Consider the following 24,385-nt stretch of genomic DNA (forward strand, 5'->3'; position numbering starts at 1 on the left):
TATCGGACACGCCCGACATTTTTCGCCGCTGCCGCCCGGCCTGTGGATTACGGGGCGCAGGCAGGCAGCGATTCGGTGGGCGCAAGGAACTTGACGGAATTGATGAAGGCATCCCAGGCCGGCAGTTCGGGCTCCAACGCCACGATGGCCACGGCGTAGTAATGCGTTCCGGCCACGGCGGAGACATACCGGCCCTTCATGGTCCGTGACCCGACGGTCATGGTGAAGTCGGATTGGATGCCCGGGTGGCCGTCCACGTCGCGGCCCGTGGTCGAGAGCACCTTGGAGGTCCCGTTCAGGGACTTGGCTCCGGCGTCAATGCCCGTGCTGGTGGCTTCCTCCAGGGCGGATTGGACCTGGGCGTCGGCAAGCTGGCAGTTCAGCGGCACCGACGTGACTGTGTAATTTTGGATGCCGTCGCCACCGGCAAAGGCCTCCGTTCCCGGGACCAGCCCGGGCGAAGCAGCCACCGGCATCTTCTTTGCAGCGGTGGGGAACTGGGCGCTGAAGCCGGCCGAGGCCGAGCTGAAGCGCGGCACGCCGGCCGGGGGCGCTGCGGGCGTGGCGGACGGCTCCACTGCCCCTGCCGACGCCGGCGTCGCGCCGCCTGCCGACTCCGGGGCCGACGCCAGGGCCGACGGCGTTGGGCCGACGCCGGCCGCGACTGGGCGGGCTGCCGCGGGAAACAGGACCTTGTCCAACAGGGCCGGCAGCACCAGCAGGGAACCCGCCAGGGCCAGGCCCACCGCCACCGTCATGGCCAGGACGGGAATCAGCCAGCGCGGCCTTCCCCTGCGTGGCGGAGGCGGAACGGACGGCGGAAGATACGAAGGTGGTGCGGGCAGGCTTGGATCGCTCATGTGTCCCCCTCGGTCATTGACGCTCATTCGCCACCCGTCAGGTGGAGTGAGTTGACTCTAAACCCCGGGGACCAGGCAGGGGAAGACCGGCGCCCCGGTGGAGGCGCGGGCCGGGCGCTAGTTGTTGGGCGAGTCGAAGAAGTCCTGTGCGTCGCTCTTCCCCGACGACGTGGCAACCGCGGGTTCAGCCGCGGCCTGTGGCGCGTCATTGGCGGACGACGCAGGAACGGGAGCCGGAAGGGCTTCCCCGGCAGCCGCGCCCACCCCTTCGTCACCTTCCTCGGAAGAAGCATCGGCGCTGTCCCCTCCCAGGGAGGCGGCGGCGTCGTCCGCGGGAAGCGGTGCTACAGGCTGGAAGGTGCGGTAGATGGCGGCGGCCAGGGCGGCACCGAACAGCGGCGCCAGCCAGAACAGCCACAGCTGGCCGATGGCCCAGGAATCGGAGAGGAAGACCACGGAGGTGGCGCGGGCGGGGTTCAGCGAACCATTGGACATGGGAAGCATGATGGTCATGGCCACGCCAAAGGACAGGCCGATGGCCAGCGGCGCCATGGAGGTGTTGTTGCGCGCGGACGTGGCGCCAAGGACCACGGCGGCGAGGATGGCCATGGCCGCGATTTCCACAATCAGCACCCCGATCATGGGCACCTGGGACGGCGAATGCGAGTCGTAGCCATTGGCCAGCGTGGCGAAAATCTTGGAAACGCCGCTGGTGGCGCTGCTGGGCATCACCTTGACCAGGCCATAGAGCACCACGGCCGACAGCAGTGCGCCCACAGTCTGGGCCACAACGTAGAACAGGGCCGGCAACCACTTGATGCGCCCGGCCACTGCCAGGGCCACGGTGAACGCTGGGTTGAAGTAGCCGCGGGAGACATGGCCAAAGGCCGTAAGCGCGCCCACCATGGCCAGCCCGTAGGAAAACGCCACGGCCGAAGCGGAGGAGCTGAACAACGCCGTCGCCAGGCCTGCGAACACAATGAAGAAACTCCCCAGTGCCTCAATCGCGATGCGGGTGCTGAGAGGGTAGGGCTGTGTCGGAGCCGTGCCGGATGTCGTCATGGTGAAGAGAGTCCTTCGCTAGTTTGTTGGTGGCCACAAGGCTGGGCAAGGTGCCGCCGCCTGCCTGCCCAGGGAGGCGGCGCCAGCGGCTGCACCAGCCAGAGCCACTATAGCGGCCGATGCTGTACGAATTGTAAGTGCCGGGGATGCAGGGCCTGGCTCCCGACAGGGCGCCGGACCGGTAAATTGGTGCCATGACGATCCCTGCGGACACCACCAATGCTCCCCCCGCCGACTTTGCTTCCCGGGTCCAGGGAACGCTCATGGGCGGGGCGTTGGGGGATTCCCTCGGCTACCTCGTGGAATTCGACACCCTGGCGGCCATCCATGCCACTTACGGCCCCGCCGGGCTGCTGGACCTGTCACAGGCACGCGGGCCCGTCCACTTTTCCGATGACACCCAAATGAGCCTCTACACCCTGGACGGACTGCTCGAAGTCCTGGAGTGGGCCAATGACGGCGTGGGCGCCGACATCAACGCGTGCCAGTGGCTGGCCTACCTGCGCTGGCTCAAGACCCAGGGCATTGCCGCAGCCGGCGCACCCCAGCCGCCGCCGCGCTGGATTGATGCCCAAAGCGTCCTTCACCACCAGCGCCACCCGGGCAATGCGTGCGTCTCCGGGCTGGCGACCGGGGAAATGGGCACCATTTTCCGCCCCGTCAACCCCGATTCCAAGGGCTGCGGAACCGTGATGCGCTCAGCCCCGTACGGCCTGCTGCCCAACATTCCCGCCGAAACCGTCTACAAGATGAGTTCCGACGCGGCGTCGCTGACCCACGGCCACCCAGCCGCGCGGCAGTCCTCGGGCGCCTTCAGCTGGCTGATCCACTGCCTGGCCGTGCAGGGGCTGGACCTTTGGGCGGCCGCCGAATCCACCCGTGCACGGGCTGCCGCCGAACCTTCCGCCGACCCTGCTCTGCTGGCCCGCCTGGAGGCGGCCATGGAGCTTTCCACGCCAACCGCCCTGACCGGCGACGACGGCGTTCCCCTCCACGGCGCGTCCCTCACCGCCGCGCTGGGCCAGGGTTGGGTGGCCGAGGAGGCGCTCGCCGTCGCGCTGTATGCCGTGCTGGCCACTGCCGCCGCTGCGTCACCGGTGGAGCACTACCTGGCCGCCGTTCGCCTTGCCGTCAACCACGACGGCGACAGCGACTCCACGGGTGCCATCGCCGGCAACATCCTGGGTGCCCTGTACGGGGAAGCCGCGCTTCCCCCGGCCTGGTTGGCCCTGTGCGAGGCCCCGCAGCTGATCCGCCACCTGGGGGTGGAATTCGTCAAGCTGACCACAGGTGTTTGACCCCGCCGCCCGGCAGTTGGCGCGCTAGCCCTTTCGGGGCGAGAAGGCGGCGCATTCCTCGCACACGCTGGCGGGAATGATGCCCCGGCGCTGCAGCACACCGAAAATGAGGCAGCCAAGGCACAGCCCAATAAAGGACTCAAGGGACGCGGCAACAATAAGCAGCACAATCAAGGTCCAGCCGGCCAGGGGCAGCCCGGAAAGCAGCAGGGCAAAGGCTGCAAGGGAAAGGACAGCGCCAATCCCCTGGGCAAAGCGCTTTGGCGGCCCGGGCACCAGCTTCGCTGGGCCCAGCCGGGGAGCCAGAACCTTGACCGACAGGATCGCGGCAGGGGAAATACGGGGTCCAAAGGCCAGCCGCAGCACAAACCCCACGGCAATCAAGCCCACCAGCCAGGCCTGGCCGCTCACCACTGCAATCAGGGAGAGAACCACCACAATGCCGGCCGTAAACCGTGCGGCGTACTCATTGACCGGGTTGGGGAAGGCGAAGAACCTCCGCAGGGCGCCAGGGCCCGGCGCCTGAATGAATTCGGTGGCGGCGGGGATGCGGTCGGTTAGCTGGCTCATGCCCCCAGAGTAGGACCGGCGGCGGCCCGAACTAAAGGATTGTTGCGCAGCGTGACGAAATCAGGCCGCAGAAAGTGATGCCGCGTCGGGGAAAATACCGCAGAAAGTGATGCCGCGTCGGGAGGGGTCAGCCAATCATTTGCATGAATTCACCCTCGGAGAGGACCTCGATGCCCTGCCCGCGGCGCTGCAGTTCCAGCACCCGCTGTGCCTTGGACGTCAGCCGGCCGTGGCGGAGGTCGCTGGCGGCGAACCCGCTGCCCACCACCAGCACTGTGGTTTTTCGGGTCACGCTGCTGGCACATTGCGCCCCGTACTGTGCCGCCCGCAGCTTTGCCTCCGGCCGGGCCAGCGAGATGTCCCCCGTAAAGACCAGTGTCTGCCCGTACAGCGGATGCGTTGGGTCGGCAGAGGCGTTGGGGAGGGGGTTGGGCCCCTCCGTCGACCAGCTGGAGCGGCCGCCACGCGGGGTGCCGGCGGCGCCTTCCGGGGCCTCCCCCATCTTCCCCAGCGCCGACCTGGTGGCCTTCGACATTTCGTCAAGCCCCGGTTCGTAGGCGTCAATGTGCGGCATGGCCAGCTTCATCGACCGGAAAACGCCACGGAGCGAATCGGAACCTTGCCTGCGCGCAATGTCCACCATGATCCCGGCGCAGGCGCGGGCATCCTCGGTGGCGTCGTGGTGGTTGAGCAGCGGCACTCCCGCAGCCTCCGCAACAAACGGCAGCGAATAGGACGGCAGGGAATAGTTCTTTCGCGAGAGCACCACGGTGCAGGCGTAGTCAAAGGCCGGCGAAGGCATCCCGGACACTTCGGAGGCGGAGCGGATCACGCCAATGTCGAAGGCTGCATTGTGCGCCACCAGCGGGTCGTCGCCAATGAAGGCATGAATTTCGGGGAAGACGTCCTTGAAGCGCGGGGCCGAGAGAACGTCGTCGGGGGTGATGCCGTGGATGGTGATGTTGCGCGAGTCAAAGTGGTCGTGGCCTTCCGGCGGGCGCATGAGCCAGTAGCCCTCATTCACCACCACGCCGTCACGGACTTTCATCAGGCCCACCGAACAGGGCGATCCCCGAAATCCGTTGGCGGTTTCAAAATCAATTGCAGTAAAGTCCACAGGCACGCTTCAAGGCTACCGCCCGCCGCGGCGGCAGGGCGACGGATCCTTGGCGCGGCGCATACCGTAACCTTGAGGAGTGATAATTTCAGCTCTGAGTGACTTCGCCGCGCCCGCACTGGTGGGCCACGGCCCGGCCCCGATGGGCTTTCTGCCGCCGTGGCTGGACCCCATCCACATCCTCGACAACCCCGCCCTCGGCTTTTGGGTGGTGGTCATAGCCTGTTCCATCATTTTCGCCGAAACCGGCCTGCTGGTGGGATTCTTCCTCCCCGGCGACTCCCTCCTGTTCACCGCCGGATTGTTGACCAGCACCGGAAAATTGCCCGTCAACATTGGCGTGCTGCTCATCCTGCTGATAGTTTGCGCGTTCATTGGCAACCAGGTGGGCTATGTGATCGGCGCCAAGGCCGGTCCGGCCATCTTCAACAAGCCCGATTCGCGGCTGTTCAAGAGGGAGCACGTGGAGCACGCACACGCCTTCTTTGAAAAGCACGGCGGCAAGGCCCTGGTGCTGGCACGCTTTGTGCCCATTGTGCGAACTTTTGTCCCCGTCATTGTTGGCGTGGCGCGGATGAACATGCGCCACTTCGTCATCTTCAACGCCATCGGAGCCGTCTTGTGGGCTGGCGGCGTCACCCTTCTGGGCTTCATCCTCGGCGACCGCTTCCCCTGGGTGCAGAAGAACCTGGACATCATCTTCATCGTGATCGTCCTGCTCTCGGTGATCCCGATCATTGTCGAATTCACCAAGGCGTTCCTGGCCAACCGCAGGGCCCGGAAGGCCTAATCCCATCGCGCACGACGGCGGTCCCCGGCACACAGGCCGGGGGCCGCCGCGGTGCGTGGCCTGTGGGAATCAGTGGGTGCTGGCCACGGCGATCGGCTCGCCGGAGACATCCTCAAACCGCCGGTTCCGCCCGGCCAGGAAGTAGTAGAGCACGGCTGCGATGCCGGCGCCGAAGAACCAGGAGAAGTCCGCGATGTTATGGAAGAACGGCACCAGGCCGAACACAATGGAGATGACGGCGGCGGGAACGAAGGCGACGATGGCCCGGGGATTGACGCCCTGCTGGTAGAAGTACGGGCTGGAATCCTGCAGCGTGTAGAGGGCCGGAACATTGACCTGGGCCTTGCGGATAAGCCAATAGTCCACCATGATGATGCCGAACAGCGGCCCCAGCAGGGCACCGAGCCCGCCCAGGAAATACAGGATCACCACGGGGTTGTTGTACAGGTTCCAGGGCAGGATCACCAGTCCGATGACGGCGGAAATCAGGCTGGCCCGGGCAAAGTTGAGGTGCTTGGGGAAGAAGTTGTTCAGGGCATACACCGGTGCCACAAAGTTGGCCATCATGTTCACCGCGATGGTCAGCACCAGCAGGGCGAGGCTGGCCAACAGCACCAGAACCGTGTTTGGGATGGCCTCGACCACGTCCGACGGGCTGGTGATGATGTGGCCGTTGATCTTGAACTGGGCCCCGGCCATGACCACGGCGATGATGCCGAAGAGCATGGTGTTGACAGGTATCCCCCAGAGGTTGCCCCGGACGATGGACCCGCGTGACTTGGACGCGCGGGTGAAGTCGCAGAAGTTGAGCACGAAGGTGCCGTAGATGGTCACCCACAGGGCCGCGCCGCCGAAGATGCTGCGCCACATGGCTCCCCCGGCAAGGGGCTTGTTCGTGGAGAAGGAAATGGACATCCCGGCCTGGAAGAACATCCACACCGCCAGGGCAATCAGCGTGAACAGGACTACGGGCCCGGCAAAGACCTCGTACTTGCGGATCATGTCCATGCCGTAGCGGACAATCACCACCTGGATGATCCACAGGACGATGAAGGAGATCCAGCCAAGCGTCGACAGGCCCAGGAACGAGTTGTGGTCCAGCCGTCCCAGGCCCGGGTCAACGGCAATCACCATGACGCGCAGCACCAGCGTGGCCAGGTAGGTCTGGATGCCAAACCAGACGACGGCGACGGCACCGCGGATGGCCGCCGGAAGCTGGGCGCCGCGGATGCCGAAGGCGATCCGGCTCATGACGGGGAACGGCACCCCTGTCTTGTGCCCCATGAAGCCCGAATATGTCAGCAGGAAGAACATCAGCGTGGCGCCAATGGCCAGTGCGAGCAGGACCTGCCACGCCCCGAGGCCAAGGGCAAAGAGGCCCAGGATGAAGCCGTAGTTTCCCAGGCTGTGCACGTCGTTGGCCCAGAGGGCAAAGATGCTGTAGGACGTCCAGTGCCGCCCTTCCCTCTTGGTCGGCGCCAGGTCCTGGTTGTAGAGGGTGGCACTGATCCGGGGCAGTCCGGGAACTTCTCCGCTGGGCGGATAGTGGAGGATGTGGTCCACGTGGTGGTGGCCGTGGCCGTCGTCCTTTTGCTGCAGGGGGGCGGCAGGTTCGTTTTTCATGGATGGTGGACCAATCACTCGCGGGAGGCCTCGACATTGAGGCTACACAAAAGTGTAAGACGCATCACTAACTTTTCGCAATAAGATATTCCATTTTCATATCGCGAAATAAATTGTTCCGCGGACGCTGCCGCACACCGTCAGGCGGAGAGTGCCTTGACGATGTGCGGCAGGAGCGCCCGGAAGGCATGGCCGCGGTGGCTGATGGCGTTCTTTTCCGCTGGCGTCAGTTCGGCGCAGGAGACATCCATGCCCAGCGGCTGCACAATGGGGTCGTAGCCGAATCCGCCGGCGCCGCGCGGCTCCGCCAACAGGGTTCCCTCCAGGAAGCCTTCCTCCACTGCGTCGTGGCTGCCGTCCGGGCTGGCCAGCGCGGCGGCGCAGACAAACCGCGCACCGCGGTGGGCGGGACCGATGTCGGACAGCTGGGCCAGCAGCAGTTCCAGGTTCGCCGCGTCGTTGCCGTGTTTCCCGGCCCAGCGGGCGGAGAAGATGCCGGGAGCGCCTCCCAGGACGTCGACGGCCAGGCCGGAGTCGTCCGCAATGGCCAGGACCCCGGTGAATCGTGCCACCTCATGCGCCTTCAGGCGTGCATTCTCGGCGAAGGTGACCCCTGTTTCGGCGACGTCGGGCGCCTGGAGTGCACCGGCGTCGACCACGTCCGTGTCCACGTCCAGGCCCGGCACCTGGCCGCGGAGCAGTTCCCGCAGCTCCCGCAGTTTGCCCTGGTTGTGTGTGGCCAGGACCAGTTTCGGCGCGGGCATTATGCCCCGAGCGTTTCGCGCTGGATCTGCGCCAGCTGCGACGTGCCGATCAGGGCCAGGTCCAGCAGCTTGTTGAGTTCCTCGCGGTCAAACGGGGCGCCTTCGGCCGTGCCCTGGACCTCCACAAACTTGCCGGAGCCGGTGACCACCACGTTCATGTCGGTTTCGGCGCGCACGTCCTCCACATAGGGCAGGTCCAGCATGGGGACGCCGTCGATGATGCCCACGGAGATGGCGGAGACCGTGTCAATGAGGGGCTCGGCATTCTTGGCGATGAGCTTGTGCTCCTTCGCATAGCGGACGGCGTCGGCCAGGGCCACATAGGCTCCGGTGATCGCGGCCGTGCGGGTGCCGCCGTCGGCCTGGAGGACATCGCAGTCCAGCACAATGGTGTTCTCGCCCAGCGCCTTGGTGTCAATGATGGAGCGAAGGGAGCGGCCGATCAGGCGGGAGATCTCGTGGGTGCGCCCCCCGATCTTGCCCTTGACGGATTCGCGCGAGTTGCGGGTGTTGGTGGCACGGGGCAGCATGGCGTACTCGGCGGTGACCCAGCCCGTGCCCTCACCCTTGAGCCAGCGCGGAACACCGGCGGTCAGCGAGGCGGTGCACAGCACACGGGTGTTGCCGAACTCGATCAAGGCCGAGCCCTCGGCCTGCTTGGACCAGCCGCGGGTGATGGAGATGTCGCGCAGTTGGTCGGTGGCGCGGCCGTCGGCGCGCTGGATTGCAGTCTCGCTAGTAGTCATGGTCTAAGCGTAGACGCAAAACAGGTGCCGCCCCGGCGGTGGGAGGAGCCGCCGGGCGGGGCGTCAGCGGCCCTTGTTGGCCAGCTTGTATGCCTTCGTGTCTGCAAAGTACCGGGAACCGGGCTGGATGAAGCACAGGATGATCGCGGCAATGCCGGCCAGCACCTGCAGGATGGTGAAGATGCCCGCGGGCATGCTCATGTTGGCCAGCTGCGTGAGTGAAACCACAGCCAGGACCAGGCCGGTGATCCGCGCCCAGCCGGCTCCCTTGTTGATGAACAGGCCGATGATCACATAGAGGACCACGGCGACGACGGCGACAGCTATGGCCACACCAATGGCGGTGGCGATCCCGATCGACACCATGTCCGTGGCGTTCGTGCCTGCCGGCAGCTTCTGCTTGGCAATGGTGTCCGACATGGTCTGGCGGAACGTGCCAGAGGAAAAGTTGACAATCCCGAAGGCCACGGAGATGAGCTGCAGCACGGCGGCGGCCAGGATGAGCTGGAAGGCCCAGCCCACCTGCTTGGGTTTAACGGGCGCGGGAACCGCGGGCTGCTGCGACCACTGGGGGTTGTAGCTGGGCATTGGATAGTTGCTCATGATCCTCATCCTTCGAGGGAAATCGCTCGGCGGTGCCGCCACTGCATGCGCGGCACCGCCGAACACCCCCAATCCTCGTGCATCGACAGTTCCGACACTATCGGAGCGTGGGCCAATCCAACATGATCATTTTGGATGATTCTGCAATGCCTTTAGATGGTGTAGTGCACGCCTGCCACTGCGGCGGACACGTCCCCCGCATAGCTTTCACGGGCTTCCGCCACCACCGTGTTGGTGTCGGTCCACACGGGGATGTGGGTCAGGAGCAGCCGCCGGACGTTGGCGCGGCTCGCGGCCTCGCCGGCCCGCTTGCCCGTCAGGTGCACGTCCTTGATGTGGTCGTCCCGCCCTTCCTCGAAGGCAGCCTCGCACAGGAACAGGTGGGCGTCCCGTGCTGCATCTTCCAGCCCCTGGCAGGCGTCGGTGTCCCCCGAATAGGCAAGCGTGATGGAGCGGTCCACGCCGGTGCCGTCAAATTCGGTGACTTCCACCCGCAGGGCGTAGGCCTCCGGGATGGGGTGGTTGACGGAGATTGGTGTCACTTTGAAGGGGCCCACCGTCACGGGTTCGCGTTCCTGCCAAAGCTGGAAGTCAAATTCCTCGCGCATCCCGGGGTCCAGGTCAAGGCCGTAGGCGGTGGCGAGCCTGTCCGCCGTTGCGGCCGGTCCCCACACGGGGATTCGCCCGCGGTGCCAGCCGTGGGGGTTCCAGCGCACGGCCACGTGCAGGCCGCATAGGTCCATGCAATGGTCCGGGTGCAGGTGGCTGAGGAAGATCGCGTCGATGTCTTCCAGGTCCATGTACTTTTGCACGGATCCCAGCGCCCCGCTGCCCAGGTCGATGAGCACCCGCCAGGGGCGGGTGCCGTCGTGGGCCGTGAGCAGGTAGCAGGACGCAGGCGATGCAGGCCCGGGAAAGGACCCGCTGCACCCCACTATGGTCAACTTCATGTGCGTTCCCCCGTTGCATTGCCCGAAACAGCCAGTTTGCCGACACTGTCGCGCAAAACAAAATTGGAGATGTGCCGGGCTCCGCCGCCGGAGCGGGCAGCCTCGATCATCTCTGGGGTGATCCGTGCAATGGAACCGGTGGGATAGTGTGCCGAAACGTGGGTCACCTGCTCCACTCCGCGCACCTCCGGCCCCAGGAAGCGGCGCGCCAGCACGCCAAACTGCCCGGCGTCGCCGGTGGAAAGGAAGTTGTGCGAGGGAGGGTTGGTGGAAAGGCGCTCCAGGTCGTGGCTGACCAGGGCTTTGTACACGTCCTTCGCCGTTTCCTCGGCGCTGGAGACCAGGGTGACCGAGTCGCCCATGACGTAGGAGATGACGCCGGTCAGCAGCGGATAGTGGGTGCAGCCCAGCACCAGCGTGTCCACGTGGGCGGCCTTCAGGGGCGCCAGGTACCTTTCGGCGGTGGAAAGCAGCTCGGGGCCGGCAGTGATGCCGGATTCCACGAAGCGCACAAAGTCCGGGCAGGCGGCCGAGGTGATGTGAAGGTTTGGTGCCGCGGCGAAAGTGTCCTCATAGGCCCGGGAGCCCACTGTGGCCTCCGTGCCGATCACGCCCACCCTGCCCGTACGCGTGGCGGCCACAGCCCTTCGCACGGCCGGCAGGATGACTTCAATGACGGGAATGCCGTAGCGGGCCGTGTACCGTTCACGGGCGTCGCGGAGCACTGCGGCGGAGGCGGAATTGCAGGCGATGACCAGGAGCTTCACTCCGGCGTCGACCAGCTCGTCCATGACGCCGAGGGCGTTGGCCCGCACCTCGGCAATGGGCAGCGGGCCGTAGGGGCTGTTGGCGGTGTCGCCCACGTACAGGATGGATTCGTTGGGCAGCTGGTCGATGACCGCCCGGGCCACCGTCAGTCCGCCCACGCCTGAGTCAAAGATGCCAATGGCCCGTTCAGCCACGGCCTGCGGGGCGGCGGGGCTGGAGTCCGCGGGAGTTGTGCTCATGATCGTCCCAGAATAGATGCCTGGGCGGACGGGCGGGTGCATTTGGCCCCGTCTGTTTTGTCACAGGCGCCCGGGCGGGGCGTGGGCGCCGCCATTACTTGCGGCTCTTCAGGCCCACCAGCATGGCCTGGACCAGGCTTTCCTGGAGCCAGGAGACGAAGTTGTAGACCAGGGAAAGGTAACTTTCGACGTCGTCGGCCTCGCCCCAGTCCTGGACCAGGTGGACCCTGTCCGCGTCCTGTTCGTCGCGGATCTCCAGCCTTTCGGCGAGCACCAGCCGCACGTCGTTGAGGGCCATGGACCACAGGCGCGCGCGGTCCGCGTCCAGCACCACCTTGTCATGGTCCAGGTCCAGCGAGGCCGCCCGGAGGGCGCCAATCTTGTTTTCTCGCAGCGAGCGCTCGGTGAGCTGGCGAAACTCAAGGGCGGCACCGGCGTCGTTCCTGACTGCGTCCGGCAGCAGCCGCAACAGGGCCGGGTCCGTGGGGACGGTGGCGTCCATGTCGAGGCCGATCAACGCGGCAAGCGGGTCCTCGTGGGCCGGGGTGTCAGGTTCGAGCATGGTGATGATGTCCGCGAACAGCTTGCGCAGCAGGTCACGCTCCGCCCCTTCGAGAATGCCGGTGATGCCCCGGCGCCCGGCAATGAAGGCCTTAGCCACGTCCGCCGCCCTTCTGCACCGTGGCCCACAGGCCAAATCCATGCATGGCCACCACGTGGGCTTCCATTTTCTCCTTGGCACCGCTGGCCACGGCCGACTTTCCCTCCTGGTGCACCTGCATCATCAACTTCGACGCCTTGGCCTCCGAATATCCAAAGTAGCTTTGAAAAACGTAACTGACATAGCTCATCAAGTTCACGGGATCGTTCCACACAATCAGTTCCCAGGGGACGTCCGCGGAGATGAGCTCATGCGACGAAGGGGCCTGGTCCGTTTCCGGGGCTGTGCTGACACTCATGTGTCCATTCTAGTGTGGCCCCGATACAGTAAATCCCGTGACTACCGCATCCGGCTGGGGCCAGCCCCGCACCTCCCTGTTCACGGACCACTATGAGCTGACCATGCTCCAGGCCGCGCTTCATTCCGGCGCCGCGCACCGCCGCAGCGTCTTCGAGGCCTTCGCCCGGAGGCTGCCGGACGGCCGCCGTTACGGGGTTGTGGGGGGAACCGGCCGCCTGCTGGAGGGCCTGGAGCGGTTTCGTTTTGGCGCCCAGGAACTGGATTTTTTGGCCCGAAACGCGGTGGTGAATGACGAAACCCTGGCGTGGCTAGCCGATTTCAAGTTCTCAGGAAACGTGTACGGATATGCGGAGGGCGAACTGTATTTCCCCAATTCCCCCATCCTTTCCATCGAATCCACCTTTGCCGAGGCCTGCATCCTGGAGACCTACGTGCTCTCCGTGCTCAACCACGACTCCGCCATCGCCTCCGCCGCATCCCGCATGATCACTGCTGCCGGTTCACGCCCCTGCATCGAGATGGGGTCCCGGCGCACCCACGAGGAATCCGCCGTGGCCGCCTCGCGTGCCGCCGTCATCGCCGGCTTCCACAGCACGTCCAACCTTGAGTGCGGCCTGCGGTATGGCGTGCTGACCCAGGGCACCGCGGCGCACTCGTTCACGCTGCTGCACAACACCGAGGAGGACGCCTTCCGCGCCCAGGTGGCCTCCATGGGATCCGGCACCACGCTGCTGGTTGACACGTACGACGTCGAAGCGGCCGTCCGGAAGGCCGTCGAGATCGCGGGCCCGTCCCTGGGCGGCGTCCGGCTGGATTCCGGCGACCTGCTGGCCCAGGCGCATGAGGTCCGGGCCCTGCTCGATTCCCTCGGCAACGTCAACACCCGCATCACCGTCACCTCCGACCTTGACGAGTTTGCCATTGCCGCCCTGGCGGCGGCCCCGGTTGATTCCTACGGCGTGGGGACGTCCCTGGTCACCGGGTCCGGGGCGCCAACGGCGTCGATGGTCTACAAGCTGGTGTCCCGCGAGGGCGACGACGGCGAATTTGTCTCCGTGGCAAAGTCCGCCAAGAACAAGGCTAGCGTTGGAGGGAAAAAGCAGGCCCTGCGCCGCCTGAACGCCCGCGGCATCGCCACCACGGAGCTGGTGGGCATTGGCACCATGCCCGAAAGCGACGGAAACGACAGGCCGCTGATTCAGGAGTTCATGGCCGGCGGCGTCCTGGCTCCCGGTTGGACAGGGCGCGAAGGCGTGGAGCGCGCCACTGAACGCCATGCGGCGTCCATGGCCGAAATGCCAGGAGCCGCCCGCCGCCTCCAGCGCGGTGAGCCCGTCATCCCCACAGAATATTTTCAAGCCGCAGCTGCCCCGAACTAGCCAAACCCCAAGCAATCCAGCCAATCACCGAAGGAGCACACCATGGCCAAGGCACTGATCATTGTGGACGTCCAGAACGACTTCTGCGAAGGAGGCTCGCTGGCCGTTGACGGCGGAGCCGAGCTGGCCTCGGAGATTTCCGAGCACATCAACGAAACAGCGGGTTACGACTTCATTGTTGCCACGCAGGACTGGCACATTGACCCGGGCAGCCACTTCTCCGACACCCCCGACTTCATCAATAGCTGGCCCGTGCACTGTGTTGCCGGCTCCAAGGGCGCGGCCCTGCACCGAAACCTGGACACCGAGGACATCGACGCCTACTTCCGCAAGGGACGCTACGACGCAGCGTACTCGGGCTTTGACGGGCTGCTGGCACCGGAGGATGAAGTCATGCCGGGTGAGAGGGAAGCCCACGAGGCCGCCAACCCGGACGACGGCGAGGCTCCGGTCAGCCTGGACGACTGGCTGCGGGAGAACGACGTCGAGGACGTGGTGGTGGTGGGAATCGCCACCGACTTCTGCGTCCGGGCCACCGCCCTGGACGCCGTCAATGCCGGCTACAACACAACAGTGTTGCGCGACTACGTGGCTGGAGTGGACGAAGACGCCAGCGAAGCGGCCCTGGACGAACTCGAGGACGCCGGCGTGGAGGTCAAGTAGCCGCCGGCGGTAGAACAACCGTCGAGACCCGATGGTCGAGCAGCGAGTTCTGCGAGCGCGTCGAGCCCCGGTGGTCGAGCAGCGAGCCCCGCGAGCGCGTCGAGACCCGAGCTGCGGTGGTCGAGCAGCGAACCGCGCGAGCGCGTCGAGACCCGGTGGTCGAGCAGCGAGCCCTGCGAGCGCGTCGAGACCCGGTAGTCGAGCAGCGAACCCCGCGAGCGCGTCGAGACCCTGGATTCCTTCGCGCCCCAAAGCTGGTAAGCACTACTTCTGGTGGCAATCCGGGCCCGTTATCCACAATTCTGAAATTGGCCCGGAAAATAGGTCGTCCGGCAACGACAATGTGAACATGCCACATGTATATATCTTGAAATGCAATGACGGCTCCTACTACGTCGGAAGCACGTGGAATTTGGAACGCAGGTTAGCCCAGCACAACGCCGGAGAAGGTGCGACGTACACGCGCAGGCGCAAACCCGTCGAACTGGTGTGGGCTCAAGAACACGACCGCGTGGACACAGCATTCGCACTGGAGAAGCAGATACAAGGCTGGAGCCGCGCCAAGCGCGAGGCCCTCATAGAGGGACGGCTGATGGACCTGCCGGGCTTGTCCGAGGCCAAGTCTCGGCAAATACGATCGTGACGGTATCAACCTAAACAGCCAGGGTCTGGACGCGCTCGCAGAACTCGCTGCTCGACCACCGACGTGTGTGTCCCAGGGTCTCGACGCGCTCGCAGAACTCGCTGCTCGACCACCGGCGCGTGTGTCCCAGGGTCTCGACGCGCTCGCAGAACTCGCTGCTCGACCACCGGCGCGTGTGTCCCAGGGTCTCGACGCGCTCGCAGAACTCGCTGCTCGACCACCGGTATCGCTGCTCTGCCACCGGGCTGCTATTTGCGGCCGAGGAACCAGTCCTGGAGCTTCTTGAGCCGCTGGTGGAGCTGGGGTTCGTTCGCCTGCGCCACGGCGGGTCCGCCGCAGATGCGCCGCAGCTCGCTGTGGACCATGCCGTGGGGCATGCCGGAGCGCGCGCTCCACGCCGAGACGTTCTTGGCCAGTTCGTGGCGCAGGTCCATCAGCATGCGGTGGTCCACCACGGCAGCGTCCTCCGGCTCCGGTTCGGGTGCACTAGCCCCCTTGCCGCGCCGCCGGGTTTGCTGGGCAGCCTGGCGCTGGCGCAGCAGGACCCCCACTTGGTCGGCGTCGAGCAGGCCCGGGATGCCCAGGAAGTCGAGCTCGTCATCGCTGCCGATCTCGCCGCCGGTGCCGAATTCGCCGCCGTCGAACAATACCTTGTCAAAGGAGGCCTGGGACTCCAGCGCCTCAAACTTGAACTTTTCCAGCGTGTCGGACGCCTTTTCCTCGCGGTTGGCCTCCTCCATCTCGGCATCGTCAATGAAACCGTCTGGGTCCTTGTCCGGGCGGTCCAGGGCGTGGTCGCGCTCGAGTTCAAGCTGGTTGGCCAGTTCCATGAGGTTTGGCACCGACGGCAGGAAAACCGACGCCGTTTCGCCACGTTTCCGGGCGCGCACAAAGCGGCCGATCGCCTGGGCGAAAAATAGCGGCGTTGCCGTGGACGTGGCATAGACGCCAACTGCCAGCCGCGGCACGTCAACGCCTTCGGAAACCATCCGCACCGCCACCATCCAGCGCTTCTCCCCCGCGGAAAATGTGTCGATCTTGTCCGAGGCCTTGGCATCGTCGGACAGAATCACAGTGGGCGACTCCCCCGTGATCTTCTTCAGCTGGCCGGCATAGGCGCGGGCGTCGTCATGGTCGGTGGCGATGACCAGCCCGCCGGCGTCGGGCACGGCACGGCGCACCTCGGTGAGGCGCTTGTCGGCAGCGGCCAGCACGGCGGGGATCCACTCGCCCGCAGGGTTCAGCGCGGTGCGCCAGGCCTGGGAGGTGATGTCCTTGGTGACCGGGGCGCCCAGGGTGGCCGCCATTTCCTCACCGGCACTGGTGCGCCAGCGCATCTGGCCGGAGTAGGCCATGAACATGACGGGGCGCACCACGTGGTCCTTGAGCGCCTCCCCGTAGCCGTAGGTGTAGTCGGCCTTGGAGCGGCGGATGCCGTCGCCGTCCTCCACGTAGTCCACAAAGGGAATCGGGGCGGTGTCGGAACGGAAGGGCGTTCCGGTCAGGGCCAGGCGCCGGGCTGCCGGGTCGAATGCTTCACGGATGCCGTCGCCCCAGGACAGCGCGTCGCCGCCGTGGTGGATCTCGTCCATGATGACCAGCGTGCGGGCGGCTTCGGTCTTGGCCCGGTGCAAGAGCGGCTTGCTGGCCACCTGGGCGTACGTGACGGCCACGCCGATGAATCCCTTGCCGTGGCGGCCGTCGGCATTCTTGAAGTTCGGGTCGATGGAAATGCCAACCCGTGCCGCTGCGTCCGCCCACTGGCGCTTGAGGTGGTCCGTGGGGGTGACGATGGTGATCCGGTTGATGGTGCCCCGGGCGATCAGCTGCGTGGCCACATGCAGGGCAAACGTGGTCTTGCCGGCACCGGGCGTGGCCACGGCCAGAAAATCGCGGGGGCCGGCCGAAAAGTACTTTTCCATGGCCTCGGTCTGCCACGCCCGCAGCTTTTGGGCCGTGCCCCATGCCGCCCGCTCAGGGTAGGCCGGAGGCAGGGACGGTCCGCCAAACAATGTTTCCGTCACGAAATCGCTGCCATCCTTGTCACTTCTTTCCCGTGCGCCCCTTGTTTTCAGGCACGCCAATTGCCGACACTGATGCCGTGCGCCATTGCCGTTTGTTACTTCTTGGGGTTCTTCGGGCCCTTGCCCTTGCCGCCGGTGGGGTTCATGCCTTCGTAAATGGCCTTGCACTCGGGGCACACGGGGAACTTTTGCGGGTCACGCCCGGGCGTCCACACCTTTCCGCACAGGGCCACCACGGGCTCGCCGGTCAGGGCGGATTCCATGATCTTTTCCTTGCGGACGTAGTGCGAGAACCGCTCGCTGTCCCCCGGTTCCACCTCCTGGCGCAGTTCCTGGCGCTCGATGACGGCCGTGGAACCGCCGCTGCTGCCGGGGTTGAAACGGGGATCGTTTTCGAAGGGGTCTGGTGGCAAGCTCATGGTGTCCATTCTAGCGGGTTTCGTTTTTCGACTCGCCGTGAAGGCTCGACGGCGGCGGGCGGGTTTCGTGCCCGGCCCGCCCGCCGCCGTCCCCGGCTTAGAGTCCCTGCCACTCCGGCTTGTTGTCGTAGGCGTGGCGGTACGTGGCCGCGCCGGCCAGCTGGGCTGCGGCGGCCTCGTCAACCAGGATGGTGGCGTGGGGGTGGAACTGCAGCACCGAAGCCGGGCAGCTCGCCGTGACGGGGCCTTCGACAAAGTCACGCACTGCCGCGGCCTTGCCTGCCCCAAATGCCACCAGCACCACGTGCCTGGCAGCCATGATGGTGCCCAGGCCCTGGGTCACCACGTGGTGGGGCACCTGGTCAATGGTGTCGAAGAACCGTGCATTGTCCTGGCGCGTCTGGTCCGCCAGCGTCTTGATGCGTGTCCGCGAGGCCAGCGAGGAGCCGGGCTCATTGAAGCCGATGTGGCCGTTGGTGCCCACCCCAAGGATCTGCAGGTCCACACCCCCGGCAGCCTTGATGGCCTCCTCATAACCCAGGCAGGCAGCCTGGATGTCGGCGGCCGAGCCGTCGGGCCCGTGGACATTGTCGGGGGCCACATCCACGCGGTTGGTGAATTCACGGCGAATGACTTCCCGGTATGACTCGGGGTGTCCCACGGGGAGTCCCACGTATTCGTCCAGGGCAAAGCCGTGTGCTTGGGTGAAACTCAGGCCATCCTGGTCGTGGCGGCGTGCCAGCTCGTCATAGATGGGCAAGGGGGAAGAGCCTGTTGCCAGGCCCAGGACGGCGGCCGGCTTGGTGCGAACCAGTTCCTCAATGGCGTCTGCGGCGAGAGCGCCGATTTCCTTGCTGCTGGGGAGGATGATGACCTCCATGAAACACGTTCCTTTCGGGATTGCACGTGAGGGGCGGCGGCCAGGGCCGGGCCGCCGGTGAAACCGGCGCGCCTTCTCAACCTTAGCGATTGTCAGCGGTCCGCCGAAACCGCCAGCAACAGCTCGGGCGCACGGCGGTCATAAAGGCGGGCGCCAATGCGGAGGCCGGCTGCCAGGAACACGGCGCCGAGGACTGCTCCGGTGGCCAGCGAGATCCACCCCAGTGCCGGCCGGTTGCCGGCCAGGGCAATGGTGGTCAGCACCAGCTCCGGCACCACCAGCACGCCCACGCCGGCAAATCCGGAAAACTGGACCACCATGGCGGAAAAGTTGTTGCCCGGCTTCGACTTGAGGGGGCTGTCGCCGGGCAGCGGGGCATTCATCGTGAAGCGGGCTGAAAAGACACTCGCCAGCCCCAGCCCGCTTCCGACGGCGCCGATGGTCAGTCCCAGCGTGGCCGGAAGCAGCGCCCACGAACCGGAAATCACCGCCCCTGCCAGCGCATAGAGGATGCCCAGCGCCAGTGCCAGGATGCCCGCTGCGGCCGCACGGCCGGCCCGGTCCGCCGCCCCCGGGACACCGGCGCCCAGATGCAGTGCGAAGGCTGTGTTGTCATAGGAGATGTCGGAGGAGATGCTCCACACCACCAGGAACGCCGCCAGCGCCCCGCCAAGGCCCAGGACGACGCCGGTGGAGCCTCCGCCGGCCGCCTGTGAGCTGGCAAAAACAAACACCAGCGGAAGCAGCGGGGCGATGATGAGACCGGCACTGTAGCGCGGATCCCGGAACCAGTACGTCAGGCTGCGGGCGGCGACGGCTCCGGCCGGGCTGGCAGGGAACACCCGGAAGAATCCCAAGTTGCCGGCACTGCGGCGTGAGTTTCCAGCATGGGGCGGGGTGACCAGCGCCTTGGCCAGGCAGGCCTTCCAGATCCAGGTCAGGACAGCCAGGGCCGCCAGTGCAATGGCGAGCTTCCCGCCCGCTGCGGCCCACTGGCCTGCTGCCACAGCTGCGGGCACGGCCCAGACCGCGCCGAGTGGCGTCCAGGAAACGGTGTTGGCCAAATCCGGCAGGTAGTCCCGGACTCCCTGGACACCCGCCGTAAGGCTGGTGGTGATCGGTCCGAGGAGGACCAGCGGGACCAGCAGCACCACGCCGCTCAAGTCCTTGAACTTGCGGGAGGAAGCCAGGCTGGCACTCGCCGCCGTAATGGCCCGGGAGGCCACCACGCATGTCAGGGCCGCCACAGCGCCACAGAACAGTGCCACTGCCGCGGCGCCCGGGTGCTGCCACCAGGCTGCTGCGGTTCCCATTGAGGCCAGGAGTGTGATGGCTCCGGGGATGCCAATGAAGCCGGACAGCGCCAGGCCGGCAAGGAGCTGGCGCATGGGGATGGAATAGGTGCTGAACCGGGCAGGGTCCAGTGTCATGTCCAGCCCGGAGGCCACCACGGGAATGATGAGCCAGCCCAGGAACAGCGCTGACCCCGCGAGCACAAGGACCATGCCCACGACTTCCGGGCCCTGCGTGCCCAGCACCGCCAGGCCCACCAGCGCCGTGCCCAGGATGCCCAGCCCGTATAGGGCACCAATGGCCAGGCCCACCAGTTGCATGGTGCTGCGCCGCAGCGAATTGCGCAGCAGCGCTATTTTTAGCCTTAGGAGGTGCGCAACCATTGCAGCCCCGCCGTCTGGTTCCGACCGCCGACGAGTTCCACGAACCTGTCCTCCAGGCTCAGGTCCCCGCGCACCTGGTCCACCGTGCCTGCTGCCAGGACGGTGCCGGCGGCGATGACTGCCACGTGGTCGCACATGCGCTGCACCAGGTCCATGACGTGGCTGGAGACGATGACGGTTCCGCCGGAGGCCACGTAGTCGTGCAGAATGTCGCGGATGTTGGCCGCGGAGACGGGGTCCACGGATTCGAAGGGCTCATCGAGCACCAGGAGTCGGGGTGCATGTATCAGGGCAGCCGCCAAGGCGATCTTCTTGGTCATGCCTGCGGAATAGTCCACCACCAGGGTCCCGGCATCCTTGGCCAGGTCCAGCGCCGCCAACAGGTCATGGACGCGATGGGCCACGGTGTCCCTGTCCATGCCACGCAGCAGGCCCGCATAGGTCACCAGCTGCTCACCGGAAAGCCTGTCAAAGAGGCGCACGCCGTCAGGCAGCAGCCCCATGAGCCGCTTGGCTTCGAGCTGGTGGGCCCAGACGTCGACGCCGTGCACCCACACCTGTCCGGCGTCCGGGCGCAACAATCCCGTGGCCATGGAGAGGGATGTGGTCTTGCCGGCGCCGTTGGGGCCGACCAGCCCGTAAAAGGAGCCGGCCGGCACATCCAGGTTGATCCCGTTCACCGCAACCTTGGAGCCAAACGCCTTTGCCAGACCGCGGATGGCCAGGGCGGCCGGCTGCTGCGGGGCAGCCGGCACGGTGGTGGCATGTGCCGAAAAGTCAGTCATGACGCCACACTAACAAGCAGCCCACGGCAAATTCACCATCCGAAAGGATGACTTGGAGCGGGCGGCCCGGGCAGGGCTGGTGCGCGATTCGCCGCCTAGAACAGCGCGCGCGCCAACGCCTGGCGGGAGGCACTCACGCGGGGGTCCGCCACGCCGACCACCTCGTACAGCTCCAGCAGCCGCACGCGCGCTGTTTCGCGTTCGGGGCCAAAGTGCAGGGAAATGAAGGAGACAATGCGGGCAAAGGCATCTTCAACGTGCCCGCCCGTCACGTCCAGGTCCGCCACGGCAAGCTGCGCCTCGACGTCGTCGGCATCGCCCGCGGCCCGCGCCCTCAGCACCTCGGCGGCAGCCACGTCAATGTCTGCCGCGCGGCGCATGAGGTGCACCTGTGCCAGCCCAACCTTGGCGTCGGCGTCGTTCGGTTTCTCCGCCAGGGCCTTCTCGTAGGCTGCCTGCGCAGCCGCCAAGTCCCCCGATGCGATGGCGTCATGGGCCGCCTGGTGCAGCGGCGGAAGGGGCGGCTCCTCCGCGGCCTGTGCATCCGGTGCGCCGCCGAGATTGCCGGTGACGCCGTTGCTGGCCGCCACCTTGAGCAGTTCATCCAGGAACGACTTGATCTGGTCCTCCGGCATGTCCCCCTCAAACAAGGGGACGGGCTGGCCCTTGATGAGGGCCACCGTGGTGGGCACCGCCGTCACTCCAAACGCCTGGGCAATGCCGGGGCTGGTGTCCGTGTCGACCCGCCCCAGGGCAAGGCTGCCGCCAAAGTCATTCATGAGCTTTTCCAGCACGCCCGCCAGCATGGCTGACTGATTGGAGCGCGCCGATCCCAGCAGGACCACCACGGGCACGGTCTGGGACAGCCCCACGAATTCCTGGAAGCTTTGTTCGTTGACGTCCACGGCGTAGGGCGATCCCGGGCCGGGGGCAGGTGCCGTGGCCCGGTTTTTCAGGGCGGAAAGGTCGACGGCGCCGCGCAGGTTGATCCCCGGCAGGGGGTTGGCGGGCGTGGAACTGGGGTTGCTCATTGATTCACTCCAACTTGTGCTGTGCCCGCGGCGCGTTGCCTCGCGCCGCGGACGAAAATTGCCGCCGATCAGGCCCGGCGCTACTTGATCTTGGCGCTGACCAGGAAGTTGTTGGCCGAGAAGATGTCGATCTGGGTGCCTGCCCCGGCCGGCGGGATGTACATGACCACGGGCTCGGCGTAGCTGACCACAAAGCCCTTCTTGGACTCGCTGCCCCCAGCCAATGCTATGACGGATTTGTCGGTGAGGTTGTTCGTGGCGTCGGACTTGGTGGTGTAGTCAATTCCGAACGTTGAGGACACCACCACCATGGCGCCGCCGTCGGCCGTTCGGAAGGCGATGGTCGCCTTGGGATCGGGCGTGTGGGTGAACACCACGGTGGAATCCTTGGCGTCGGCCAGGGCCTTCTTTTGGTAGGAGTCCACGGACGAGATGTACACGCTGTCCTTGAAGGACGCCTTCCATTTGCTGTCCGTCTTGGTGAGCCTGTCCGTCAGGGCGGCAATGGCGTCCTTGGGGCTCATCAGCAGGCCTGCGGCATCGGCAGCGGGAACCGGGGCGGCGCCTTCCTTGTCCACCTCGGGGAACGTCTGCCCTGGCAGGAGGGGTGTCGCCTGGACCAGCTTGTACTGCTCCCGGGCGCTGGCCTGCACCAGGGTCAACAGCTGCGGCAGCTTGTTGGTGTCGCCCTGGGTGACGAGCATGGCCGAACGGGGCCACGAATCCGCAGTCGAGACCACCTTGGCAAGGAGCTTGGTGGAACTGACGGCGTCAAGGGCTGCCTGGCTGGACACCTTCGAGCGGATCTTGTAGTTGGCCTCGCGGACCTGCAGCGCGGTGCCGGCAACCCTGGAGACCAGCTCCTTGGCGTTCTTGGCGCTGTCCCCGGAGGACACCACTGTGGCAAGATCGGCGGCGATCCGCTGCACCTGGCTGTCCAGGAGCACGGGAAGGCCCGGGGTCGCGGCAGGGCTGGTTGTCGGAGATCCCGACGCCGTGGGGCTGGTGGAGGCTGTCGCCGCGCCGGTGGGTGCGGGGGTGGTCTGGTCCGCTGCCACGGCGGGGCCGATGCTGCCGGCCACCAGGACTGCGGCCAAGGCGGCACCCCACCGGGCCTTGGCGGAACGAAGGGCGGTGAACCCCCTCTTGCCGCCGGACTTGCCGCCATTATCGCCCTTTGCGCCGCCGCCGGACTTGCCGCCGTCAGCCGCGCTGCCGGACTTGCCGCCATCAGCCGCGCCGCCAGGCTTGCCGCCAGGCTTGCCCGTACCGTCGCCGAAATTGTCGTCGTTCCCGTCGCGACCCTTGCCGGCCTTTTTGCCAGCCTCCTTGCCGGTGGCCTCTCCGGTCGCATCGCTGGTCGAACTGTCGGTAGCATCGGCGGCCGAAGCGCCGGTCGAATCGCCGGCCGCGCCGCCGTCGGCATCATTCGCGGCAAGGGGTTCAAATACTGTCTTCGGCAGCGCCACTGTGGCGTCGGGGACGGCGGGTCCCTCCCCCGATGTTGCAACATCATCGTCCGGCGCACCGCCGGCACCCTCCACCGGACGCGGGTTGGCGCGGTTGATCTCAGCAATCGTCTTCGCCCCGGCTCCAGCCGCAGCCGCAGCCTTGGCCGCCTGCTGCCGGGCAGCCACAAGCTTCTCCACCTCGACGGCGCCCGTCGCCGGGTCAGTCGGCGCACGGCCGGCTGCCCGCCGTCCGGGCACGGCCGCAACGGCGGCGCTGCGCGGCTTTCGGGGAGACATCCAAAAGAGCAGCGCGGCCAGGGCCAGCATGATCGAGCCAAGGATCATCAGCGGGACGGCCCAGGGAGTGCTGGTGTCATTGGCGGTGGTCATGGTGATGTTGGTGGGCGCCGGTGCGGTCCCGTCGGAGGAGACCAGCAGCGCCCAGGTGCCATGGCCCGGCGCCTGCCAGGTGTAGGACAGCTCGCCGCTGGCCTTGTCCTCGCTGACCCACATGTCGGAGCCTGCGGGGTTGGGAACCTTTTGCGCGCCCTGCTTGCTTTCCGTGGTCAGTGCGGAAAAATCGCCGTTGACGCCGGTGACGTTGGTGTAGGCGGCATCGCCCACCCAGCCCATGACGTCGCGCTGCTGCCCCACGGCCACCTGGATGGGGCCGGTGGACTTGATGGTCAGCGTGAACTGGCCGCCCTTGGCTGCGAGCACATCCGGCCCGATAACGGTCACCGGGGCGGGCGCCACAGTCCCTTCCACGCCGGCCGTGACGGTGGCTGGCGGGAGCCATATGGTGCGCTGGCCAATCCCCAATCCGAGGACGACCAGGCCCAAAATGGCCAGGACAAGTGCAATCTTTGAACGCAAGTACATACCTAACATCGGCGGAAAACTACTTTGATCGTTTGTTCAAGGGTAACCGAACCGTTATCTAAGAGGGGGTTTCACGAGGCCAATCTCACTCTCAGCGATATGGCGGGCCACCCCGGGAACCGGGCCGCGCGCCGCATGTTTCTGCGGCAAATGGGCTGCCACTGCGGCCTGCGCTGATAATGTCAAGTCACCAGTTACCGG

The 24,385-nt window shown here is 66.2% G+C and carries 24 protein-coding genes; 5 read left to right on the plus strand and 19 right to left on the minus strand.

What is annotated here, in order from left to right:
• Nucleotides 1-47 precede the first annotated feature (47 nt).
• Nucleotides 48-860 carry a hypothetical protein gene (locus LPN03_RS11420; protein WP_262454318.1) on the minus strand — a complete coding sequence of 271 codons (813 nt, stop codon included), beginning with the start codon at nucleotides 858-860 and terminating at the stop codon, nucleotides 48-50.
• A gap of 117 nt (nucleotides 861-977) precedes the next feature.
• A complete protein-coding gene (locus tag LPN03_RS11425; RefSeq protein ID WP_262454319.1) occupies nucleotides 978-1,922 on the minus strand; it encodes an aquaporin in 945 nt (314 codons plus the stop codon).
• Nucleotides 1,923-2,122: 200 nt separating this feature from the next.
• On the opposite strand from LPN03_RS11425, the gene LPN03_RS11430 reads away from it, so the two are divergent.
• On the plus strand, nucleotides 2,123-3,220 hold the full coding sequence (locus LPN03_RS11430) for an ADP-ribosylglycohydrolase family protein (RefSeq protein WP_410468584.1): 1,098 nt from the start codon (nucleotides 2,123-2,125) through the stop codon (nucleotides 3,218-3,220).
• Between the two features lie 24 nt (nucleotides 3,221-3,244).
• Here LPN03_RS11430 and LPN03_RS11435 read toward each other — a convergent pair whose 3' ends face one another.
• Nucleotides 3,245-3,790, minus strand: a complete 546-nt coding sequence (locus LPN03_RS11435; RefSeq protein WP_165180812.1) for a DUF4395 domain-containing protein — start codon at nucleotides 3,788-3,790, stop codon at nucleotides 3,245-3,247.
• A gap of 127 nt (nucleotides 3,791-3,917) precedes the next feature.
• Nucleotides 3,918-4,913: an exonuclease domain-containing protein gene (locus LPN03_RS11440; RefSeq protein ID WP_262454321.1), complete on the minus strand. Its 996-nt coding sequence runs from the start codon at nucleotides 4,911-4,913 to the stop codon at nucleotides 3,918-3,920.
• A gap of 88 nt (nucleotides 4,914-5,001) precedes the next feature.
• Between LPN03_RS11440 and LPN03_RS11445 the strand changes: the two genes are divergently transcribed.
• Nucleotides 5,002-5,697 (plus strand): VTT domain-containing protein, encoded by a 696-nt coding sequence (locus LPN03_RS11445; RefSeq protein ID WP_410468585.1) that lies wholly within the window; start codon nucleotides 5,002-5,004, stop codon nucleotides 5,695-5,697.
• 69 nt (nucleotides 5,698-5,766) lie between these two features.
• Here LPN03_RS11445 and LPN03_RS11450 read toward each other — a convergent pair whose 3' ends face one another.
• The 8 genes from LPN03_RS11450 to clpS form a co-directional block, all read right to left on the minus strand.
• Entirely contained in the window at nucleotides 5,767-7,320 is a 1,554-nt protein-coding gene (locus LPN03_RS11450) for an NCS1 family nucleobase:cation symporter-1 (protein WP_262454322.1), read from the minus strand.
• Between the two features lie 140 nt (nucleotides 7,321-7,460).
• Nucleotides 7,461-8,084, minus strand: a complete 624-nt coding sequence (gene rdgB, locus LPN03_RS11455; RefSeq protein ID WP_165180815.1) for an RdgB/HAM1 family non-canonical purine NTP pyrophosphatase — start codon at nucleotides 8,082-8,084, stop codon at nucleotides 7,461-7,463.
• Nucleotides 8,084-8,830 (minus strand): ribonuclease PH, encoded by a 747-nt coding sequence (gene rph, locus LPN03_RS11460; protein WP_165180816.1) that lies wholly within the window; start codon nucleotides 8,828-8,830, stop codon nucleotides 8,084-8,086. The genes rdgB and rph overlap by 1 nt, the downstream gene beginning before the upstream one ends.
• Before the next feature lie 63 nt (nucleotides 8,831-8,893).
• Nucleotides 8,894-9,433, minus strand: coding sequence for a hypothetical protein (locus LPN03_RS11465; RefSeq protein WP_165180817.1), 540 nt, complete (start codon nucleotides 9,431-9,433; stop codon nucleotides 8,894-8,896).
• Nucleotides 9,434-9,585: 152 nt separating this feature from the next.
• Complete coding sequence (locus tag LPN03_RS11470) at nucleotides 9,586-10,383, minus strand: MBL fold metallo-hydrolase (RefSeq protein ID WP_165180818.1); 798 nt, start codon at nucleotides 10,381-10,383, stop codon at nucleotides 9,586-9,588.
• The gene (gene murI, locus LPN03_RS11475; RefSeq protein WP_262454323.1) at nucleotides 10,380-11,390 is read right to left on the minus strand and encodes a glutamate racemase; all 1,011 of its coding nucleotides are present in this window, start codon (nucleotides 11,388-11,390) and stop codon (nucleotides 10,380-10,382) included. The genes LPN03_RS11470 and murI overlap by 4 nt, the downstream gene beginning before the upstream one ends.
• Before the next feature lie 94 nt (nucleotides 11,391-11,484).
• Complete coding sequence (locus LPN03_RS11480; protein ID WP_262454324.1) at nucleotides 11,485-12,051, minus strand: DUF2017 domain-containing protein; 567 nt, start codon at nucleotides 12,049-12,051, stop codon at nucleotides 11,485-11,487.
• Nucleotides 12,044-12,349 (minus strand): ATP-dependent Clp protease adapter ClpS, encoded by a 306-nt coding sequence (clpS, locus tag LPN03_RS11485; RefSeq protein ID WP_262454325.1) that lies wholly within the window; start codon nucleotides 12,347-12,349, stop codon nucleotides 12,044-12,046. The genes LPN03_RS11480 and clpS overlap by 8 nt, the downstream gene beginning before the upstream one ends.
• Before the next feature lie 37 nt (nucleotides 12,350-12,386).
• Here clpS and LPN03_RS11490 point away from each other — a divergent pair, with 37 nt between their 5' ends.
• From LPN03_RS11490 to LPN03_RS11500, 3 genes are all read left to right on the plus strand, one after another.
• Nucleotides 12,387-13,730, plus strand: coding sequence for a nicotinate phosphoribosyltransferase (locus LPN03_RS11490; protein ID WP_262454326.1), 1,344 nt, complete (start codon nucleotides 12,387-12,389; stop codon nucleotides 13,728-13,730).
• Nucleotides 13,731-13,772: 42 nt separating this feature from the next.
• On the plus strand, nucleotides 13,773-14,393 hold the full coding sequence (locus tag LPN03_RS11495) for an isochorismatase family protein (RefSeq protein WP_262454327.1): 621 nt from the start codon (nucleotides 13,773-13,775) through the stop codon (nucleotides 14,391-14,393).
• A gap of 349 nt (nucleotides 14,394-14,742) precedes the next feature.
• Nucleotides 14,743-15,036, plus strand: a complete 294-nt coding sequence (locus LPN03_RS11500; protein ID WP_262454328.1) for a GIY-YIG nuclease family protein — start codon at nucleotides 14,743-14,745, stop codon at nucleotides 15,034-15,036.
• Between the two features lie 248 nt (nucleotides 15,037-15,284).
• Here the strand turns inward: LPN03_RS11500 and LPN03_RS11505 are convergent, their stop codons facing one another.
• From LPN03_RS11505 to LPN03_RS11535, 7 genes are all read right to left on the minus strand, one after another.
• Nucleotides 15,285-17,060, minus strand: coding sequence for a DEAD/DEAH box helicase (locus LPN03_RS11505; RefSeq protein WP_262454329.1), 1,776 nt, complete (start codon nucleotides 17,058-17,060; stop codon nucleotides 15,285-15,287).
• A gap of 95 nt (nucleotides 17,061-17,155) precedes the next feature.
• The gene (locus tag LPN03_RS11510; protein ID WP_165180826.1) at nucleotides 17,156-17,488 is read right to left on the minus strand and encodes a DUF3039 domain-containing protein; all 333 of its coding nucleotides are present in this window, start codon (nucleotides 17,486-17,488) and stop codon (nucleotides 17,156-17,158) included.
• A gap of 88 nt (nucleotides 17,489-17,576) precedes the next feature.
• Nucleotides 17,577-18,359, minus strand: a complete 783-nt coding sequence (gene nagB, locus LPN03_RS11515) for a glucosamine-6-phosphate deaminase (RefSeq protein WP_165180827.1) — start codon at nucleotides 18,357-18,359, stop codon at nucleotides 17,577-17,579.
• Between the two features lie 92 nt (nucleotides 18,360-18,451).
• On the minus strand, nucleotides 18,452-20,035 hold the full coding sequence (locus tag LPN03_RS11520) for a transporter (protein ID WP_262454330.1): 1,584 nt from the start codon (nucleotides 20,033-20,035) through the stop codon (nucleotides 18,452-18,454).
• Complete coding sequence (locus LPN03_RS11525) at nucleotides 20,017-20,820, minus strand: ABC transporter ATP-binding protein (RefSeq protein ID WP_262454331.1); 804 nt, start codon at nucleotides 20,818-20,820, stop codon at nucleotides 20,017-20,019. The genes LPN03_RS11520 and LPN03_RS11525 overlap by 19 nt, the downstream gene beginning before the upstream one ends.
• A gap of 95 nt (nucleotides 20,821-20,915) precedes the next feature.
• On the minus strand, nucleotides 20,916-21,851 hold the full coding sequence (locus LPN03_RS11530) for a tetratricopeptide repeat protein (protein WP_262454332.1): 936 nt from the start codon (nucleotides 21,849-21,851) through the stop codon (nucleotides 20,916-20,918).
• An 80-nt stretch (nucleotides 21,852-21,931) separates the two neighbouring features.
• A complete protein-coding gene (locus LPN03_RS11535) occupies nucleotides 21,932-24,178 on the minus strand; it encodes a hypothetical protein (protein ID WP_262454333.1) in 2,247 nt (748 codons plus the stop codon).
• Nucleotides 24,179-24,385 lie beyond the last annotated feature (207 nt).

It is taken from the genome of Arthrobacter sp. A2-55 (assembly GCF_025548615.1).
In the GTDB taxonomy this organism is placed as follows: Bacteria; Actinomycetota; Actinomycetes; order Actinomycetales; family Micrococcaceae; genus Specibacter; species Specibacter silviterrae.

Bases quoted from the DNA above. Each gene is read 5' to 3' on its own strand.
- LPN03_RS11420 (WP_262454318.1), bottom strand. From the start codon at position 860: ATGAGCGATCCAAGCCTGCCCGCACCACCTTCGTATCTTCCGCCGTCC.
- LPN03_RS11425 (WP_262454319.1), bottom strand. From the start codon at position 1,922: ATGACGACATCCGGCACGGCTCCGACACAGCCCTACCCTCTCAGCACC.
- LPN03_RS11435 (WP_165180812.1), bottom strand. From the start codon at position 3,790: ATGAGCCAGCTAACCGACCGCATCCCCGCCGCCACCGAATTCATTCAG.
- LPN03_RS11450 (WP_262454322.1), bottom strand. From the start codon at position 7,320: ATGAAAAACGAACCTGCCGCCCCCCTGCAGCAAAAGGACGACGGCCAC.
- rdgB (WP_165180815.1), bottom strand. From the start codon at position 8,084: ATGCCCGCGCCGAAACTGGTCCTGGCCACACACAACCAGGGCAAACTG.
- rph (WP_165180816.1), bottom strand. From the start codon at position 8,830: ATGACTACTAGCGAGACTGCAATCCAGCGCGCCGACGGCCGCGCCACC.
- LPN03_RS11465 (WP_165180817.1), bottom strand. From the start codon at position 9,433: ATGAGCAACTATCCAATGCCCAGCTACAACCCCCAGTGGTCGCAGCAG.
- LPN03_RS11470 (WP_165180818.1), bottom strand. From the start codon at position 10,383: ATGAAGTTGACCATAGTGGGGTGCAGCGGGTCCTTTCCCGGGCCTGCA.
- murI (WP_262454323.1), bottom strand. From the start codon at position 11,390: ATGAGCACAACTCCCGCGGACTCCAGCCCCGCCGCCCCGCAGGCCGTG.
- clpS (WP_262454325.1), bottom strand. From the start codon at position 12,349: ATGAGTGTCAGCACAGCCCCGGAAACGGACCAGGCCCCTTCGTCGCAT.
- LPN03_RS11495 (WP_262454327.1), top strand. From the start codon at position 13,773: ATGGCCAAGGCACTGATCATTGTGGACGTCCAGAACGACTTCTGCGAA.
- LPN03_RS11500 (WP_262454328.1), top strand. From the start codon at position 14,743: ATGCCACATGTATATATCTTGAAATGCAATGACGGCTCCTACTACGTC.
- LPN03_RS11510 (WP_165180826.1), bottom strand. From the start codon at position 17,488: ATGGACACCATGAGCTTGCCACCAGACCCCTTCGAAAACGATCCCCGT.
- nagB (WP_165180827.1), bottom strand. From the start codon at position 18,359: ATGGAGGTCATCATCCTCCCCAGCAGCAAGGAAATCGGCGCTCTCGCC.
- LPN03_RS11520 (WP_262454330.1), bottom strand. From the start codon at position 20,035: ATGGTTGCGCACCTCCTAAGGCTAAAAATAGCGCTGCTGCGCAATTCG.
- LPN03_RS11525 (WP_262454331.1), bottom strand. From the start codon at position 20,820: ATGACTGACTTTTCGGCACATGCCACCACCGTGCCGGCTGCCCCGCAG.
- LPN03_RS11530 (WP_262454332.1), bottom strand. From the start codon at position 21,851: ATGAGCAACCCCAGTTCCACGCCCGCCAACCCCCTGCCGGGGATCAAC.